Origin of the sequence: Streptomyces olivaceus (assembly GCF_000721235.1) — a bacterium.
GTDB classification, from domain to species: domain Bacteria; phylum Actinomycetota; class Actinomycetes; order Streptomycetales; family Streptomycetaceae; genus Streptomyces; species Streptomyces olivaceus.
Genome location: NZ_JOFH01000016.1, coordinates 101,108 through 116,563 on the forward strand (window position 1 = coordinate 101,108; position 15,456 = coordinate 116,563).

Annotated in this window: 15 protein-coding genes and 1 riboswitch; of the genes, 5 read left to right on the forward strand and 10 right to left on the reverse strand. The window is 72.9% G+C overall.

What is annotated here, in order from left to right; translation table 11 throughout:
• Positions 1–21 precede the first annotated feature (21 nt).
• Positions 22–957 carry an N-acetylmuramic acid 6-phosphate etherase gene (gene murQ / locus IG94_RS0119475; protein WP_031038163.1) on the forward strand — a complete coding sequence of 312 codons (936 nt, stop codon included), beginning with the start codon at positions 22–24 and terminating at the stop codon, positions 955–957.
• A 69-nt stretch (positions 958–1,026) separates the two neighbouring features.
• The gene (locus tag IG94_RS0119480) at positions 1,027–1,596 is read left to right on the forward strand and encodes a hypothetical protein (protein ID WP_031038165.1); all 570 of its coding nucleotides are present in this window, start codon (positions 1,027–1,029) and stop codon (positions 1,594–1,596) included.
• A 36-nt stretch (positions 1,597–1,632) separates the two neighbouring features.
• On the opposite strand, the gene IG94_RS0119485 is transcribed toward IG94_RS0119480, so the two are convergent.
• A complete protein-coding gene (locus tag IG94_RS0119485; RefSeq protein ID WP_031038166.1) occupies positions 1,633–2,382 on the reverse strand; it encodes an SDR family NAD(P)-dependent oxidoreductase in 750 nt (249 codons plus the stop codon).
• Between the two features lie 94 nt (positions 2,383–2,476).
• Here IG94_RS0119485 and IG94_RS0119490 point away from each other — a divergent pair, with 94 nt between their 5' ends.
• Entirely contained in the window at positions 2,477–3,085 is a 609-nt protein-coding gene (locus IG94_RS0119490) for a TetR/AcrR family transcriptional regulator (protein ID WP_031038168.1), read from the forward strand.
• Positions 3,086–3,175: 90 nt separating this feature from the next.
• Here the strand turns inward: IG94_RS0119490 and IG94_RS0119495 are convergent, their stop codons facing one another.
• The 6 genes from IG94_RS0119495 to thrC form a co-directional block, all read right to left on the reverse strand.
• On the reverse strand, positions 3,176–4,708 hold the full coding sequence (locus tag IG94_RS0119495) for a carboxylesterase/lipase family protein (protein ID WP_031038170.1): 1,533 nt from the start codon (positions 4,706–4,708) through the stop codon (positions 3,176–3,178).
• 62 nt (positions 4,709–4,770) lie between these two features.
• The gene (locus tag IG94_RS0119500) at positions 4,771–5,901 is read right to left on the reverse strand and encodes an NADH:flavin oxidoreductase (RefSeq protein ID WP_031038172.1); all 1,131 of its coding nucleotides are present in this window, start codon (positions 5,899–5,901) and stop codon (positions 4,771–4,773) included.
• Positions 5,902–6,181: 280 nt separating this feature from the next.
• The gene (gene groL, locus IG94_RS0119505) at positions 6,182–7,807 is read right to left on the reverse strand and encodes a chaperonin GroEL (RefSeq protein ID WP_031038175.1); all 1,626 of its coding nucleotides are present in this window, start codon (positions 7,805–7,807) and stop codon (positions 6,182–6,184) included.
• A 335-nt stretch (positions 7,808–8,142) separates the two neighbouring features.
• The gene (locus IG94_RS0119510; RefSeq protein WP_004929928.1) at positions 8,143–8,346 is read right to left on the reverse strand and encodes a cold-shock protein; all 204 of its coding nucleotides are present in this window, start codon (positions 8,344–8,346) and stop codon (positions 8,143–8,145) included.
• Positions 8,347–8,752: 406 nt separating this feature from the next.
• Positions 8,753–9,028, reverse strand: a complete 276-nt coding sequence (locus IG94_RS0119515) for a MoaD/ThiS family protein (protein WP_031038180.1) — start codon at positions 9,026–9,028, stop codon at positions 8,753–8,755.
• Positions 9,025–10,314 (reverse strand): threonine synthase, encoded by a 1,290-nt coding sequence (gene thrC, locus IG94_RS0119520; RefSeq protein WP_031038183.1) that lies wholly within the window; start codon positions 10,312–10,314, stop codon positions 9,025–9,027. The genes IG94_RS0119515 and thrC overlap by 4 nt, the downstream gene beginning before the upstream one ends.
• A 17-nt stretch (positions 10,315–10,331) precedes the next feature.
• Positions 10,332–10,496: riboswitch (SAM riboswitch) on the reverse strand.
• A 189-nt stretch (positions 10,497–10,685) separates the two neighbouring features.
• On the opposite strand from thrC, the gene IG94_RS0119525 reads away from it, so the two are divergent.
• Positions 10,686–11,657, forward strand: a complete 972-nt coding sequence (locus IG94_RS0119525) for a glucosyl-3-phosphoglycerate synthase (protein ID WP_031038186.1) — start codon at positions 10,686–10,688, stop codon at positions 11,655–11,657.
• Between the two features lie 24 nt (positions 11,658–11,681).
• On the opposite strand, the gene IG94_RS0119530 is transcribed toward IG94_RS0119525, so the two are convergent.
• Entirely contained in the window at positions 11,682–12,431 is a 750-nt protein-coding gene (locus tag IG94_RS0119530) for a PASTA domain-containing protein (RefSeq protein ID WP_224221567.1), read from the reverse strand.
• Positions 12,432–12,575: 144 nt separating this feature from the next.
• Between IG94_RS0119530 and IG94_RS0119535 the strand changes: the two genes are divergently transcribed.
• Positions 12,576–13,979, forward strand: a complete 1,404-nt coding sequence (locus IG94_RS0119535) for an alpha,alpha-trehalose-phosphate synthase (UDP-forming) (protein ID WP_031038192.1) — start codon at positions 12,576–12,578, stop codon at positions 13,977–13,979.
• A 264-nt stretch (positions 13,980–14,243) separates the two neighbouring features.
• On the opposite strand, the gene otsB is transcribed toward IG94_RS0119535, so the two are convergent.
• Both otsB and IG94_RS0119545 read right to left on the reverse strand, forming a co-directional pair.
• Entirely contained in the window at positions 14,244–15,113 is an 870-nt protein-coding gene (gene otsB, locus IG94_RS0119540) for a trehalose-phosphatase (RefSeq protein ID WP_031038195.1), read from the reverse strand.
• A gap of 56 nt (positions 15,114–15,169) precedes the next feature.
• The gene (locus tag IG94_RS0119545; RefSeq protein WP_031038199.1) at positions 15,170–15,403 is read right to left on the reverse strand and encodes a DUF3263 domain-containing protein; all 234 of its coding nucleotides are present in this window, start codon (positions 15,401–15,403) and stop codon (positions 15,170–15,172) included.
• Positions 15,404–15,456: the final 53 nt, after the last annotated feature.

The following is a 15,456-nucleotide window of genomic DNA, read 5'->3' on the forward strand; positions in this document are numbered from 1 at the left end:
ACCGGAGAGAGCCGCACCCTCATGACCGCCACCCCCCGTCACCCCGACCTCCGTTCCCAGCTGGAGAGTCTCACCACCGAGGCGTTCCGGCCCGAGCTGGCCGAGATCGACCGGTTGCCGACGCTCGACCTCGCCCGGCTGATGAACGGTGAGGACACCACCGTGCCCGGCGCCGTCGCCGAGCGGCTGCCCGAGATCGCCGCCGCCGTGGACGCCGTGGCCGCCCGGATGGCGCGCGGCGGGCGGCTGGTCTACGCGGGCGCCGGTACGGCCGGCCGGCTGGGCGTACTGGACGCCTCGGAGTGCCCGCCCACCTTCAACACCACTCCCGGGCAGGTCGTCGGCCTGATCGCGGGCGGCCCGGACGCCATGGTCACCTCCGTCGAGGGCGCCGAGGACTCCGCGGAGCTGGCCCGCGCCGACCTGGACGCCCTCGGCCTGACCGCCGACGACGCGGTGGTCGGCGTCTCCGCGTCCGGGCGCACCCCGTACGCGGTCGGCGCCGTGGAGCACGCCCGCGCGCTCGGCGCCCTGACCGTCGGCCTCGCCTGCAACCGGGGCAGCGCGCTCGCCGCGGCCGCCGAGCACGGGATCGAGGTCGTCACCGGGCCGGAGCTGATCACCGGCTCGACGCGGCTGAAGGCCGGCACGGCGCAGAAGCTGGTCCTGAACATGCTCTCGACGATCACGATGGTCCGGCTCGGCAAGACGTACGGGAACCTGATGGTGGACGTCCGCGCCTCCAACGAGAAGCTGCGGGCCCGCTCGCGCCGTATCGTCGCGCAGGCCACCGGGGCGGCGGACGCGGACGTCGAGCGCGCGCTGGCCGCGACGGACGGCGAGGTCAAGCACGCGATCCTGGTCCTGCTGGCCGACGTGGACGGGCCGACGGCCGCCCGCCTCCTGGAGGAGTCCGCCGGGCACCTGCGGGCGGCGCTCCTGGCGGCGCGGGGCTGAGCGCCCCGGCCGGGCCGGGTGCGGTCGGGAGCGACGGGACGCGATCCGCCGTGTGCGATTCTGAGGGACATGAACCACGCCCAGCTGACCGCCCTGGGCCGCGCCCTGCGTCTCCTCGGTGAGCACGGCGAGGCCCTCACCACCGACTCGCCGGACGCCAAGCTGCACGAGGTCCGCGCGGACCTGAAGCGCGCGCTGGACCTGCTGGAGGACGGCATCACGACCGCCGTGCCCAGCACGCGCTGCGCGGAGCACCCGACGGGCCCGGTCGACGAGGCCGCCCCCGACCTGTGCCTGCTCTGCGAGACCCGCCGCCGCACCGCCCGCCGGGCCGAGTACAACGGCGGTCCGCTGCCCGCCCGCCCCACCGAGCCGGTCCCGTCCCGGTACGGCGTGCGGGGCGACCGTCCGCAGCCCCAGCAGCGCTGGCTGCCGGAGCTGTGGAACGGGCAGGCGTGGCAGCTGTGCGGCACCCCGCGCCGCGACCGCCGCGAGGCCGAGCTGTACATCGCGGCCCAACTGCGCGGACCGCGCGCGGCGATGGCGTACCGGCTCGTCCACGAGTTCACGGACTACGAGGTGCTGCGGGTGTGGGGGACGCCGGTACGGGTCGACATCGAGCCGATGAACGGCCTCTGAGACCGGCCCGGTATCGCCCCTGGAGCGCCGGGCGGCTCAGATCTGGTTCTCGCCGCCGTCGACGTACCAGTTGGCGCCGTAGACGAAGCTGCTCTGCCCCGAGGCGAGGAAGGCCACCACCGCGGCGACCTCCTCGGGGCGCCCCATCCGCCCGATGGCCGTGTCGGTGGCGAGCTTCTCGCGGACACCGGGCGCGTTCTCGGGGCCGAAGAGGTTGGTGATCCCCGGGGTGTCGACCGGTCCCGGGGAGACGGCGTTGACCCGGACGCCGCGGTCCTTGAGTTCGTTGGCCCAGCCCCGCGCGAAGGTCCGGACGGCGGCCTTCGAGGCGGCGTACAGGCTGAACGCCTCCGCTCCGTTCCCGGCGGCGGTGGAGGCGTTGAGGATCACCGAGGCACCGTCGTTGAGCAGCGGCAGCGCCTTCTGCACGGTGAGCAGCGGGCCCCACACGTTGACGCCGAAGATCTGGTCGAAGTGCTCGTGGGTGATCTCCTCCAGCGGCACGAGGGCGGCCGTCGCCGCGTTGGCGAAGACCACGTCGAGGCCCTGGCCGCGGGCGCGGACCGCCTCGTAGAGCCGGTCCAGGTCGGCCGGGTCGGTGGTGTCGCCGGCCACTGCCGTGGCCCGTGCCGCGCCGATGGTCTCCACGGCCGCGTCCAGTTCGGCCTTGCGCCGGCCGGTGACGAACACGTGCGCTCCGTCGGCCGCCAGCCGGACCGCGCTGGCCAGGCCGATTCCGGTGCCGCCGCCGGTGACGACGGCGGTCTTGCCTTCGAGCTGTCCCATGGTGAATGACCTCCGCAAGATTCAGTACCGATCGGTACTGAAAACGACCGTAGCACATCTGTACCGACCGATACGGAAGACGTAGAATGCCGTCATGGAGACGCGACAGAAGGGGCCGGTCGGCCGCCCGAGGGGCTTCGACGCCGACGAGGCCCTGGAAAAGGCCATGCGGGTCTTCTGGGAGCGCGGCTACGAGGGCGCCAGCCTCACCGACCTGACCAGCGCCATGGGCATCACCCGCACCAGCATGTACGCGGCCTTCGGCAACAAGGAGGACCTGTTCCGCAAGGCGCTGGAGCGCTACGAGGAGGGCCCCGCCGCCTATGTGGCGCGCGCCCTGCGCAAGCCCACCGCCCGCGAAGTGGCCGGGGCGTTCCTCGACGGCGCGGTGCACACCAGTACGCGCCCCGGGTGCCCGTCCGGCTGCCTGGGCGTCCAGGGCTCCCTCGCCGCGGGCGAGACGGGGCGCGCCGCGCGGGACCTGCTCGCCGACTGGCGCAACGAGGGCGTCACACGCCTCCGGGACCGGTTCCGGCAGGCCGTCGACGACGGGGACCTGCCGGCCGGGTCCGACCCCGCGGTCCTCGCGCGCTACCTCATGACCGTCGCCAACGGCATCTCCGTGCAGGCCGCCGGCGGCGCGGGCCGCGACGACCTGGGGCAGGTGGCCGACGTGGCGCTGCGCGGCTGGCCGCCGGCGTGACGGCGACCGGACCGACGGCGACCGGCTGACGACGGCGACCGGCCCGCGCCGCCGAAGCGTCGCGGGCCGGGAGCAGGCGATTCGGAAGCGCTACGCCTCCGGGTCGAGCAGCGGCAGCGGCGCGAACTCGTACCCCTCCCACAGGCGCCGGGACGTCTCCCGCGGGTACGGCGCGACGGTCGGCTCGGCGTCCAGGATCTGGACGAGGCGGCGGTCCGTGTCGTACGCGGGCCAGCCCGGGTCGCCGGTGCGGGCGAACGCCGTCCAGGAGGAGCGGAACCGCGACGACAGGGCCAGCGCCTCCTCGGACGGCTCCGCGCCCTCGAACTGGAGCAGCGCCAGGCCCGCCTGGAAGGTGCCGAAGAGGAGGGGGATGTCCAGGGCGTGACAGGCCCCGAGGGCACCGCCCCGGGCCGGGGCGGGCCAGGCGAGTTCGTAGACGTGGGCCCGGCCGCCGCCCGCGAGGTGGGCCTCGGCCAGGTGCAGGGACGGCATCGCGAACAGCCAGTCGGTCTGGAGGCGTTCGTAGAGGTCGTCGGCCGAATCCTGCGGGAACGCGGCGCGGTAGGCCGCCTCGCCGCCCGGGGCGTACAGGCGCAGGGCGGCGCCCGCGCGCTCCTCGCCGATCTCGCCGAGCCGGCCCGCCAGCGCGGAGAACAGGCGCGTCTCGTCGCGGTTGTGGCCGACCAGCAGGTCGATGTCGCGGGCCGCGCCGGACGCGAGCGCCCGCCACGGCGTGACCGGGAGGATCTCGCCGTCCACGACCGGCGCGTACGGGGTGACCGTGGGCGCCGCCCGGCCCCACCGGGCGACGTTGCCGGGCATCTTCGGGGCGAGGGCCTGGCCCGCCTTGACGAGCTGGTCCGGCGCGACGTCCGAGAGGTCGGTGACGGTCGGGTCCAGGCCCAGCTCGGCGGCGAGGGCGGCACCGAGGTCCCGGGCGAGTCCGGCGGAGAAGAACGTGCCCGGCACGCTCTGGGCGACGGCCCGCTGGAAGAGGCCCTGCGCACGGGGCATCGCCAGCAGGGCGGCCACGGAACCGGCGCCCGCCGACTCGCCGAAGACGGTGACCCGGTCGGGGTCGCCGCCGAACGCGGCGATGTTCTCCTGCACCCAGGCCAGCGCCGCCACCTGGTCGAGCAGGCCGCGGTTGGCGGGGGCGCCCTCGATGTGGGCGAAACCCTCCATGCCCACGCGGTAGTTGAGGGTGACGACGACGAGGTCGCCGTCGGCGGCGATGCGGTGGGCGTCGTAGGCGGGGCTGCCGGAGTGGCCGAACTTGTAGGAGCCGCCGTGGATCCAGACCATGACCGGACGCCGGGCGGCCGGGTCGGGCGCGGGGGTCCAGACGTTGAGCGTCAGCCAGTCGTCGCCGTCGGGGACGTCCGGCGGGCCGGCTGCGCCGGCGTCCTGCGGGGGCGGCGGGCCGAAGGCGTACGCGTCACGTATGCCGTCCCAGGGGCGGGCGCGGCGCGGGGCGGCGAACCGGGCGGCCCCCACCGGGGGCTGGGCGAAGGGGATGCCGCGGAAGACGGCCGATCCGCCCTCGCTCCGGCCGCGCACCGCACCGCAGGCGGTGCGCACCACGGGTTCGGCTGACTCCACGGGTCCAGGGATCGTCATCCCACGGACCCTACGCCGTGGTGCGCACCGCGCCCGGCCGAGGGCCTGTCGGGCGGCCCGGCTCAGCTCAGGGTCTTCAGCGACGCCGCGTCGTACGCCGCCAGCTCGTCGAAGCGGCCGGCGAGGACCTTCTCGGCCCACCGCGGGTCCTGGAGCAGGGCGCGGCCGACGGCGACGAGGTCGAACTCGTCGCGCTCCAGGCGGTCGAGGAGGTTGTCCAGGCTGCTGACCTCGGCGCCCTCGCCCCGGAACGCCGCGCCGAATTCGCCGTCCAGGCCGACCGAGCCGACGGTGATGGTGGGCCTGCCGGTGAGCTTCTTGGTCCAGCCGGCGAGGTTGAGGTCGGAGTCGTCGAACTCGGGGAGCCAGTACCGTCGGGTGGAGGCGTGGAAGGCGTCGACACCGGCCGAGGCGATCGGGGTGAGAACGGCCTCCAGCTCTCCGGGGTTCTCGGCGATCCGGGCGGTGTAGTCCCCGCCCTTCCACTGGGAGTAGCGGAAGATCACCGGGAAGTCGGGCGAGACCGTCTCGCGCACGGCGGCCACGATCTCCGCGGCGAACCGGGTGCGGGAGACGGGGTCGCCGCCGTAGGCGTCGGTACGGCGGTTGGTGCCGGACCACAGGAACTGGTCGACGAGGTAGCCGTGGGCCCCGTGGATCTCCACACCGTCGAAGCCGATGCGCTCGGCGGCCGCCGCGGACTCGGCGAAGGCGCCGATGACGTCGTCCAGGTCGCGCTGGGTCATCGCCCGGCCGGTGGGCTCGTCCTCGCCCAGGCGCAGGCCGGACGGGCCGACGGGCGGCGCGTCGGTGAAGGGCGGTTCCCCGGCCTCGCGGACCATGCCGATGTGCCACAGCTGCGGCACGATCGTGCCGCCGCCCGCGTGCACGGCCTCGGCGACCTTCGCCCACCCGGCGAGCTGCTCCTCGCCGTGGAAGCGGGGCACGCTGTCGCTCTGCCCGGCGGAGTCGTGGCCGACGTAGGTGCCCTCGGTGACGATGAGGCCGACACCGGCGGCGGCGCGGCGCCCGTAGTACGAGACCACGTCCTCACCGGGGATGCCGCCCGGGGAGAACATCCGGGTCATCGGCGCCATGGCGATGCGGTTGGGCACGGTGAGGCCGTTGATGGTGGTGGGGCGGGCGAGGAGCCGGGCGGCGCGGGAGGCGGACTCGACGGGGGTGGCGGTCACGTGGGGACTCCTTCGGTGAGCGATCGGGGGTGCCGACTGCGGGCAATGGGGAGGGGCCGACTGAAATGTGCCGCGCATGCAGTATGTGCGCACGCATGTACCGCACCTCCGGGAAACCCGCCTCCCCCGCGCCGCATTCCGCCCGCGCCGCAGTCCCGGGAGTGATCCACCCCACATCTCGTCCCGTGGGAGGGGAACGCCCGAGGGCGGCACCCCCTGTCCTGACAGGGAGTGCCGCCCTCGGTTCGTGCGGAACGGCCGATCAACCGGAAGCGGTCGATCAGAAGTCCATGTCACCGCCCGGCATGCCGCCCGGGGCGCCGCCGGCAGCGGCCTTCTCGGGCTTGTCGGCGATGACGGCCTCGGTGGTGAGGAACAGCGCGGCGATGGAGGCGGCGTTCTGCAGGGCAGAGCGGGTCACCTTCGCCGGGTCGATGATGCCCTCGGCGATCATGTCGACGTACTCACCGGAGGCGGCGTTCAGGCCGTGGCCGACGGTCAGGTTGCGGACCTTCTCCACGACGACGCCGCCCTCGAGACCGCCGTTGACGGCGATCTGCTTCAGCGGGGCCTCCAGGGCGAGCTTCACGGCGTTGGCGCCGGTCGCCTCGTCACCCGTCAGGTCCAGCTTCTCGAAGACCGAGGAGGCCTGGAGCAGGGCCACGCCACCACCGGCGACGATGCCCTCCTCGACGGCCGCCTTCGCGTTGCGGACGGCGTCCTCGATGCGGTGCTTGCGCTCCTTGAGCTCGACCTCGGTGGCGGCACCGGCCTTGATGACGGCCACGCCGCCGGCCAGCTTCGCCAGGCGCTCCTGGAGCTTCTCGCGGTCGTAGTCCGAGTCGCTGTTCTCGATCTCGACGCGGATCTGGTTGACGCGGCCGTTGACCTGGTCGGTCGAGCCGGCGCCGTCGACGATGGTGGTCTCGTCCTTGGTGATGACGACCTTGCGGGCGCGGCCCAGGAGGTCCAGGGACGCGCTCTCCAGCTTGAGGCCGACCTCCTCGGAGATGACCTCGCCGCCCGTGAGGATGGCGATGTCGCCGAGCATGGCCTTGCGGCGGTCGCCGAAGCCCGGAGCCTTGACGGCGACGGACTTGAAGGTGCCCTTGATCTTGTTGACGATCAGGGTGGACAGGGCCTCGCCCTCGACGTCCTCGGCGATGATCAGCAGCGGCTTGCCCGACTGCATGACCTTCTCCAGGAGCGGCAGCAGGTCCTTGACCGAGCCGATCTTGGAGTTGGCGATCAGGATGTACGGGTCGTCGAGCGACGCCTCCATACGCTCCATGTCGGTGGCGAAGTACGCCGAGATGTAGCCCTTGTCGAAGCGCATGCCCTCGGTGAGCTCCAGCTCCAGACCGAAGGTCTGGGCCTCCTCGACCGTGATGACGCCTTCCTTGCCGACCTTGTCCATGGCCTCGGCGATGAGCTCGCCGATCTGGGTGTCGGCGGCGGAGATCGAGGCCGTGGAGGCGATCTGCTCCTTGGTCTCGACGTCCTTGGCCTGCTCGAGCAGGGCGGCGGAGACGGCCTCGACGGCCTTCTCGATACCGCGCTTCAGGGCCATCGGGTTGGCGCCGGCCGCGACGTTGCGCAGGCCTTCCTTGACCAGGGCCTGGGCGAGAACGGTCGCGGTGGTCGTACCGTCGCCGGCGACGTCGTCCGTCTTCTTGGCGACTTCCTTGACCAGCTCGGCGCCGATCTTCTCGTACGGGTCCTCGAGCTCGATCTCCTTGGCGATGGAGACACCATCGTTGGTGATCGTGGGGGCGCCCCACTTCTTCTCGAGGACGACGTTGCGGCCCTTGGGGCCGAGCGTCACCTTGACGGCGTCCGCGAGCTGGTTCATGCCGCGCTCGAGGCCGCGCCGTGCCTCCTCGTCGAACGCGATGATCTTGGCCATGTGAAGTGGTCCCTCCAGGACTGGGGGTGATTCCTTCGGACCGCGCCCGCGCCCGCGACGGACGGCTCGCCGGCCTTGTGGTTCCTTCCCCACCCGGCCTGCGGGCCTCACCGACCCGGTCCTTCGTTGTCACTCTCACCTTCAGAGTGCTAACGCAATGATTAGCACTCGACCATGCCGAGTGCAAGCGCCTCTCGGGGATCGGGGGCCCCGCTCAGCCGCCCGCGAACAGCGGCCCGGCGGGGCCGGGGCCGCCCGCGAACAGCCCGAAGGGCCCGTACCCAGCGGGTACGGGCCCTTCGGACTGAAGACCGGTGCTGCGGTGGCCGGACGTCTCAGGCGCTGAGGCGCACCATGTCGGCCTGCGGGCCCTTCTGACCCTGCGAGATCTCGAACTCGACCCGCTGGCCTTCTTCGAGGGTGCGGTAGCCGTCCATCTGAATCGCGCTGTAGTGGACGAAAACATCCGCACCACCGTCGACCGCGATGAAGCCGTACCCCTTCTCCGCGTTGAACCACTTGACGGTGCCCTGAGCCATGCCTAACTCCCCTATTACTGGCCCTTGCACAGATCCGCACTTCGCGAATCCGGGTCAGACCTCGCCCCCCACGACTGGGGGCGTGCGCCGGAACGCGTCGACCGCGGCTGAATGTATCTGTCCAACTGCCGTCTGCAACAGGTCAATCGGACGAGAAATTAGGACGTACCCGGTCCGGAATCTAGCGAACTTTCGCCTGAATTCGGGTCAAGTCGGGTCACATAAAAGGCACAAAAGCCGCGAAAGACGCCCACACTTTGGCTACTTCTTGTCGGGCGAGCGGCAGGAATTCAGGGTTCCCGATGTGGCGATCGGGAGCGCGTTCCCCAACTCTACCGCGCTCAACCACATGGAATTGCCCCCTCCGCTTCTCTTACGGAGAGGGCAATCGGCACTACGAGGCGTGTCAGCCGCCGGCGACCGCCGGGATGATCGAAACGCCCGCGCCGTCCGGCGTCGCGGTCTCCAGACCCTGCTCGAAGCGGACGTCGTCGTCGTTGACGTAGACGTTGACGAAGCGGCGCAGCTTGCCCTGGTCGTCCAGGACCCGGGCGGCGATGCCGGTGTGGTTCTTCTCCAGGTCGGAGATGACCTCACCGAGGTTGGCGCCGTCGGCGCTGACCTCGGCCCTGCCGCCGGTGTAGGTGCGCAGGATGGTCGGGATACGAACGGTCACGCTCATGCGAGGCCAGCCTCTCGGAAGGAGTCCAGGTTCGGGCGGATGGTCGCGGTGAGGCCGGTGCCGGCCACCGCGTCGAGGGTCTTCAGACCGTCGCCGGTGTTCAGGACGACGGTGGTGAGCGACGGGTCGAGGACGCCCTCGTCGATCAGCTTCTTCGTCACCCCGACGGTCACCCCGCCCGCCGTCTCCGCGAAGATGCCCTCGGTGCGGGCGAGCAGCTTGATGGCGTCCACGACCTGCTCGTCGGTCACGTCCTCCACGGCGCCGCCGGTGCGCCGGGCGATGTCGAGGACGTAGGGGCCGTCGGCCGGGTTGCCGATGGCCAGCGACTTGGCGATGGTGTCCGGCTTCTGCGGGCGGACCACGTCGTGGCCGGCCTTGTACGCGGTGGAGACCGGCGAGCAGCCCTTGGCCTGCGCGCCGAAGATCTTGTACGGCCGGTCCTCGACCAGGCCGAGCGCGATCAGCTCCTTCAGCCCCTTGTCGATCTTCGTCAGCTGGGAGCCGGACGCGATCGGCACGACGAGCTGGTCGGGCAGCCGCCAGCCGAGCTGCTCGCAGATCTCGTACGCCAGGGTCTTGGAGCCCTCGGCGTAGTAGGGCCGCAGGTTGACGTTGACGAAGCCCCAGCCCTCGCCGGCCGGGTCGCCGATCAGCTCGGAGCAGAAGCGGTTCACGTCGTCGTAGTTGCCCTCGATGCCGACCAGCTCGCCGCCGTAGACGGCGGCCATGACGACCTTGCCCTGCTCCAGGTCGTGCGGGATGAACACGCAGGAGCGGAAGCCGGCCCGGGCCGCGGCGGCGCCGACGGCGCCGGCGAGGTTGCCGGTGGAGGAGCAGGAGAGGGTGGTGAAGCCGAAGGCGCGGGCGGCCTCGATGGCCTGGGCGACGACGCGGTCCTTGAAGGAGTGCGTGGGGTTGCCGGAGTCGTCCTTGACGTACAGGCCGCCGGTGACGCCCAGCTCGCGGGCGAGGTTGTCGGCCTTGACGAGCTTGGTCCAGCCGGGGTTGATGTTCGGCTTGTCGGCCACGTCGGCGGGGACGGGCAGGAGAGGGGCGTAGCGCCAGATGTTCGCGGGGCCGGCCTCGATGCGCCGGCGCAGTTCCTCGGTGTCGTACGCCGAGAAGTCGTAGGCGATCTCGAGCGGGCCGAAACACTCCTCGCAGGCGAAGACCGGTCCCAGCGGCACCTGATGCCCGCATTCCCGGCAGCTCAGCGCGGCGGCGGGGCCGAGATCGACGGTGTTCGCGGAGTTCGTGGTGGTTTCGGCAGTCTGCACAGCCATGGAGGCGAGGCCCTTTCTCCTCATCTTCCTCACGACGCATCTCGCCGTGAGACGGATTTGGCACCTTCCCTAGTCGGGAGCCTCGCCGTACCGGTGTGACAGAAACCGATGTGCGACAAGAACCGACTGGAGGGTTGCCGGGGCTTCAACGGGCCGTATCCCTCTGCCCCTCTGGATGAGCGGTATGGAGTTGTTCTTCGGAGGTGCTGTTCTTCCGTGGTGCGCGGTGACCCCGGCATGCGGTGGTCCCACGCGTTGTTCAAGACTGTAACCGAAGGCCAGGGCGGTTGAGACAGCCGTCCGCACCGCGAGATGCATCACAGCGGACCGCAGAAGATCGGCCAGAGAAGATCGTGAAGGAGCCCCCGACCGTGCTGGAAGAAGTCGAGCGCTGGCTGAACGCCCGCTCCTGGTCCGCCGGGGACCGGCCGCTGCAGCGGCTTCTGGCCGCCAAGCACGCCACCGGGCAGTCGGTCAGCGTGGTCCTCCCCGCGCTCGACGAGGAGGCGACGGTCGGCGGGATCGTCGCGGTGATCCGCCGCGAGCTGATGGAGCGGGCACCGCTCATCGACGAGATCGTGGTCGTCGACTCCGGGTCCAGCGACCGTACGTCGCAGGTGGCGGCGGCGGCCGGCGCGCGCGTCGTGCACCGCGACGCCATCCTGCCGCGCATACCGGCGGTGCCGGGCAAGGGCGAGGTGCTGTGGCGTTCGCTGCTGGTCACCGGCGGCGACATCGTCTGCTTCGTCGACGCCGACCTGCGCGCGTTCTCCCCCGACTTCGTCTCCGGGATCGTGGGCCCGCTGCTCACCGACCCGGACGTGCACCTCGTCAAGGCGATGTACGACCGTCCGCTCACCGTGTCCGACGGGCCGGCCGCCGGCCGGACGGCTCCCGGGGAGGGCGGCCGGGTCACGGAGCTGGTGGCCCGCCCGCTGCTCAACCTGCACTGGCCGCGGCTGGCCGGGTTCGTCCAGCCGCTCGGCGGCGAGTACGCGGCCCGCCGCTCCCTGCTGGAACGGCTCCCCTTCCCCGTCGGCTACGGCGTCGAGCTGGGCATGCTGGTCGACTCCCTGCACCTGGTGGGCCTGGACGCGCTCGCGCAGGTCGACGTCGGGGTCCGCGTCCACCGCCACCAGGACGGGCGGGCACTCGGCCGGATGGCCGCCGCGATCTACCGCACCGCCCAGCTCCGGCTGGCCCGCGGCCACCTGGTCCGGCCGACGCTCACCCAGTTCGAGCGGGGCGCCGACGGCTTCGAGCCGCGCACCTACGCGGTGGACACCGAGGAGCGGCCCCCGATGGCGGAGATCGCGGAGTACGCGGCCCGGCGGGTGGCCTGAGGCCCGCCGCCCCTCACCCGCGCGTCAGCCGGGGACGCCGTCCGACCAGCGCCAGACGCCGCCGGAGTCCTGCCGGCAGGTCAGGTACTCGCCGCCGCGGCCGTGGGTGCTCAGGCCGCGGTGCTTCTTGGCGCAGAACTGTCCGTCGGCGTAGCAGTTGCCGGCGGGGCTCATCAGCTCGCAGGCGCCGCTGCCGGTCGTGCCGCCGCTGGTCCCGCCGCTGGTCCCACCGCTTGTTCCGCCCGTGCCGCTCTCCCGCGTCTTCGACGGCTTCGGGGTCGGTTTCGGGGTGTGCAGCAGGCGTCCGTCGCAGTCGCGGCCGTCGCGGGGGACGGTGAAGGTCGCGGTGCCGGGGCCGCCGCTCTGCTCGCAGACCTTCTCGCCGCTGCCCCAGGAGGATGCCTGCCGACCGGTGCCCTGGAGGCGCACGGTGTAGTCGACGTCTGCCTTCTCGGCGGCGAGGACGGCCGCTCCGACGCTGCGGCCGGTGAGGTCCGGGAGCGTGGCGGGGGCCGGGGGCTCGGTGCTGGGGGACGCCTCGGGCGTGGGGCTGTCACTCGGGGTGGGGGTGGCGGTGGGAGTGGCCGTGGCGGTGGCCGGGGCCGTCAGGGGCCCCGCGTCGTTGGGCGGGTCGCCGCCGTCCCCGCCCCCGCAGCCGGCCAGGGCCAGTACGCAGACCGCGAGCAGCGCCACCGCGCCGCCGGGCCCGCGCCCGCCCGTGCCGCCGCCCCGGCCTCCGCCCGTGCCCCCGTGCGTGCGTATGCGTCTGGGCATGGCGCCCACCCCCCGAAACGTTGAAATGCTCACCACACAGTTTCATGTTCTTCACATGTTTCACACAAGATGCGTGACCGAATCGCAGCCGGAGTGGCGCGTGCCCACGTTTGAGGCTTCGGGGGCCGGGCTAGGTTGAGGGCTATGGCTTCAAGCTTCGGTGCTGCTCAGGTGCTGGTCGCCTCCAATCGGGGGCCGGTCTCGTACGAGGTGCGCGAGGACGGTTCGCTGCACGCCAAACGGGGTGGTGGCGGCCTGGTCTCGGGGCTGTCGGCCATCGGCCCGGACGCCGGGGCGCTGTGGGTCTGCTCGGCGCTGGGCGACGGCGACCGCGAGGCGGTGCGGCGCGGGGTCGGCGAGGACGGCGTGCGGATGCTGGACGTACCGGCCGACGTGCACGCGGACGCGTACAACGGCATCGCGAACTCGGTGCTGTGGTTCGTGCACCACATGCTGTACCAGACGCCCCTGGAGCCGGTCTTCGACGCGGAGTTCCGGCGGCAGTGGGCCTCCTACGAGGCGTACAACCGTGCCTTCGCCGAGGCGCTGGCCGAGGAGGCGGCCGAGGGCGCGGCCGCGATGGTGCAGGACTACCACCTGACGCTGGTGCCGGGGATGCTGCGCGAGCTGCGGCCGGACCTCAGGATCAGCCACTTCTCGCACACCCCGTGGGCGCCGGTCGACTACTTCCGGCTGCTGCCGGACGACATCGCCGGGCAGGTGCTGCGCGGCATGCTCGGCGCGGACCGGCTCGGTTTCCTGACCCGGCGCTGGGCCGACGCGTTCACCGCCTGCTGCGACGCGCTCGCCGGCGGGCTCGGCTCCACGGAGATCGGCGTGCACGGGCTGGGCGGCGACGCGGACTTCCTGCGGAAGCGGTCGCACGAGGCCGACGTCGACGAGCGGATGGCCGCCCTCCGGGACGAGATCGGCACCATGCCGGAGGGCGGGGCGCGCCGCACGATCGTGCGGGTGGACCGGACCGAGCTGTCCAAGAACATCGTCCGGGGCCTGCTGGCCTACCGGGAGCTGCTCACGCGGCGGCCCGAGTGGCGGGAGCGGGTGGTGCACGTCGCCTTCGCCTACCCCTCGCGCCAGGACCTCGCCGTGTACCGGGACTACACGGCCGAGGTGCGGCGGGTCGCCGAGGCGGTCAACGAGGAGTTCGGCACGGCGGACTGGACGCCGGTCGTGCTGAACCTGGAGGACGACTTCGCGCGGTCGCTGGCGGCCTACCGGCTGGCGGACGTGGCGCTCGTCAACCCGGTCCGGGACGGGATGAACCTGGTCGCCAAGGAGGTGCCGGTCGTCTCCGACGCGGGGTGCGCGCTGGTGCTGTCGCGGGAGGCGGGGGCGTACGAGGAACTGGGCGAGGACGCGGTGGTCGTCAACCCCTACGACGTGACGGGCACGGCGGAGGCGCTGCACGAGGCGCTCGGCCTGCCGGCCGGGGAACGGGCCGAGCGGTCGAAGCGGCTGGCGGCCGCCGGCACCGCGCTGCCCCCGGCACGGTGGTTCCTGGACCAGCTGGAGGCCCTGCGCGGCTGAGGGGCGGCTGGGGCCGAGGAGCGGGGACGGGGCGGGGACGGTCTGCGTCTACTCGCCCTGGACCGGCGGGCAGTAGCCGCTCTCCTCGCCGACCGAGTTGATCCCGGCGTTCGGCCTCGGGTCGCCCGCGTAGTCGACCTGGTCCGTGTACTTCGCCCCGTCCTCCTTCGGGGTGCCGGGTGGCGTGGCGCCCGACTGCGGCTCCGGGCGGGTGCCGGTCAGGACACGCCTGGGACGCGCGGGGGAACCGCCCGTGCCGCCGTCTCAGGGCAGCCGGTGCGCGAGGGCGGCCAGCAGGCCCACCACTCCGGCCGGACCGGCCACCTCCACGTCCGCGCGCTTCCTCAGCTCCGTCACCTCGTCGCTGCCGCTGCAGACCAGGAGGCCGGGGGTGCCCTCGGCGCGGAGGGCGTCGACCGCCGCGAAGGCCGGGAGGTCGCCGAGGTCGTCGCCGGCGAAGAGGACGGACCCGGCGCCCAGGGCGTGGACGTGGGAGCGCAGGGCGGCGCCCTTGTCCATGCCGGGCGGGCGCAGTTCGAGGACCAGGCGGCCCGGTTCGACGATCAGTCCGTGGCGGGCGGCCAGGTCGGTGAGCGGGGCGCGCAGGGCGTCGAGGGCGGCCTGCGGTGCGGGGGCGCGGCGGGTGTGGACGGCGACCGCGTGGCCCTTGTCCTCGGTCCACGTGCCCGGCCCGGCCCCGGAGAGGTCCAGGAGCCCCGGCAGCTCGGCGCGGACGGCGGCGACGCCGGGGTGCGGTTCGGGCGTGGTGAGGGTGCGGGTGGCGGCGTCCCAGCGCTCGGCGCCGTAGTGGCCGAGGACGACGAGGTGGTCGAGGCCGGGGGCGTCCGCGAAGCCTCCGTGGTGGACGGCCACTTCGGCGGGACGCCCGGTGATCACGGCGATCGAGGCGACCTTCGGGGCGAGGGCGGCGAGGGCCGGTACGGCGCCGGGGTGGGCGCGGGCGCGGTCGGGGTCGGGCACGATCGGGGCGAGGGTGCCGTCGAAGTCCAGCGCGACGACCGCGCGGCCGGGGCCGGCGAGGAGGGCGTCGAGCCCCTCGCGTCCGGCCGCCGTCGCGGGCGTCGGCAGGGTGTGTGGGGAGTCGTCTCGGGTGGAGTCCTGGTGGCTGCCCATACCGCGAACCTATCCCGCCCCGACCCGTCCCACGCGTGGCCCGCCCCGCTCGCCGGTCACCGCTCCGCGCGGCGGGACTCCCGTATCCGGCGCAGGCGGTTGACCGTCACCGGGTCGGCGGCCAGGGCGCGGGGGTCGTCGAGGAGGGCGTTGAGGAGCTGGTAGTAGCGCACGGGGGCCAGGCCCAGCTCCTCGCGGATCGCGCGCTCCTTCGCGCCGGGGCCGGGAAAGCCCCGGCGCTCCAGCGCGAGGATGTTCCGCTCCCTGACGGCCAGCTGTCCCGGGTCCATGTACGGCACCGTAGCGCCCGCCACCGACACCGGCCCGTCTCCCCGGTGCCCCC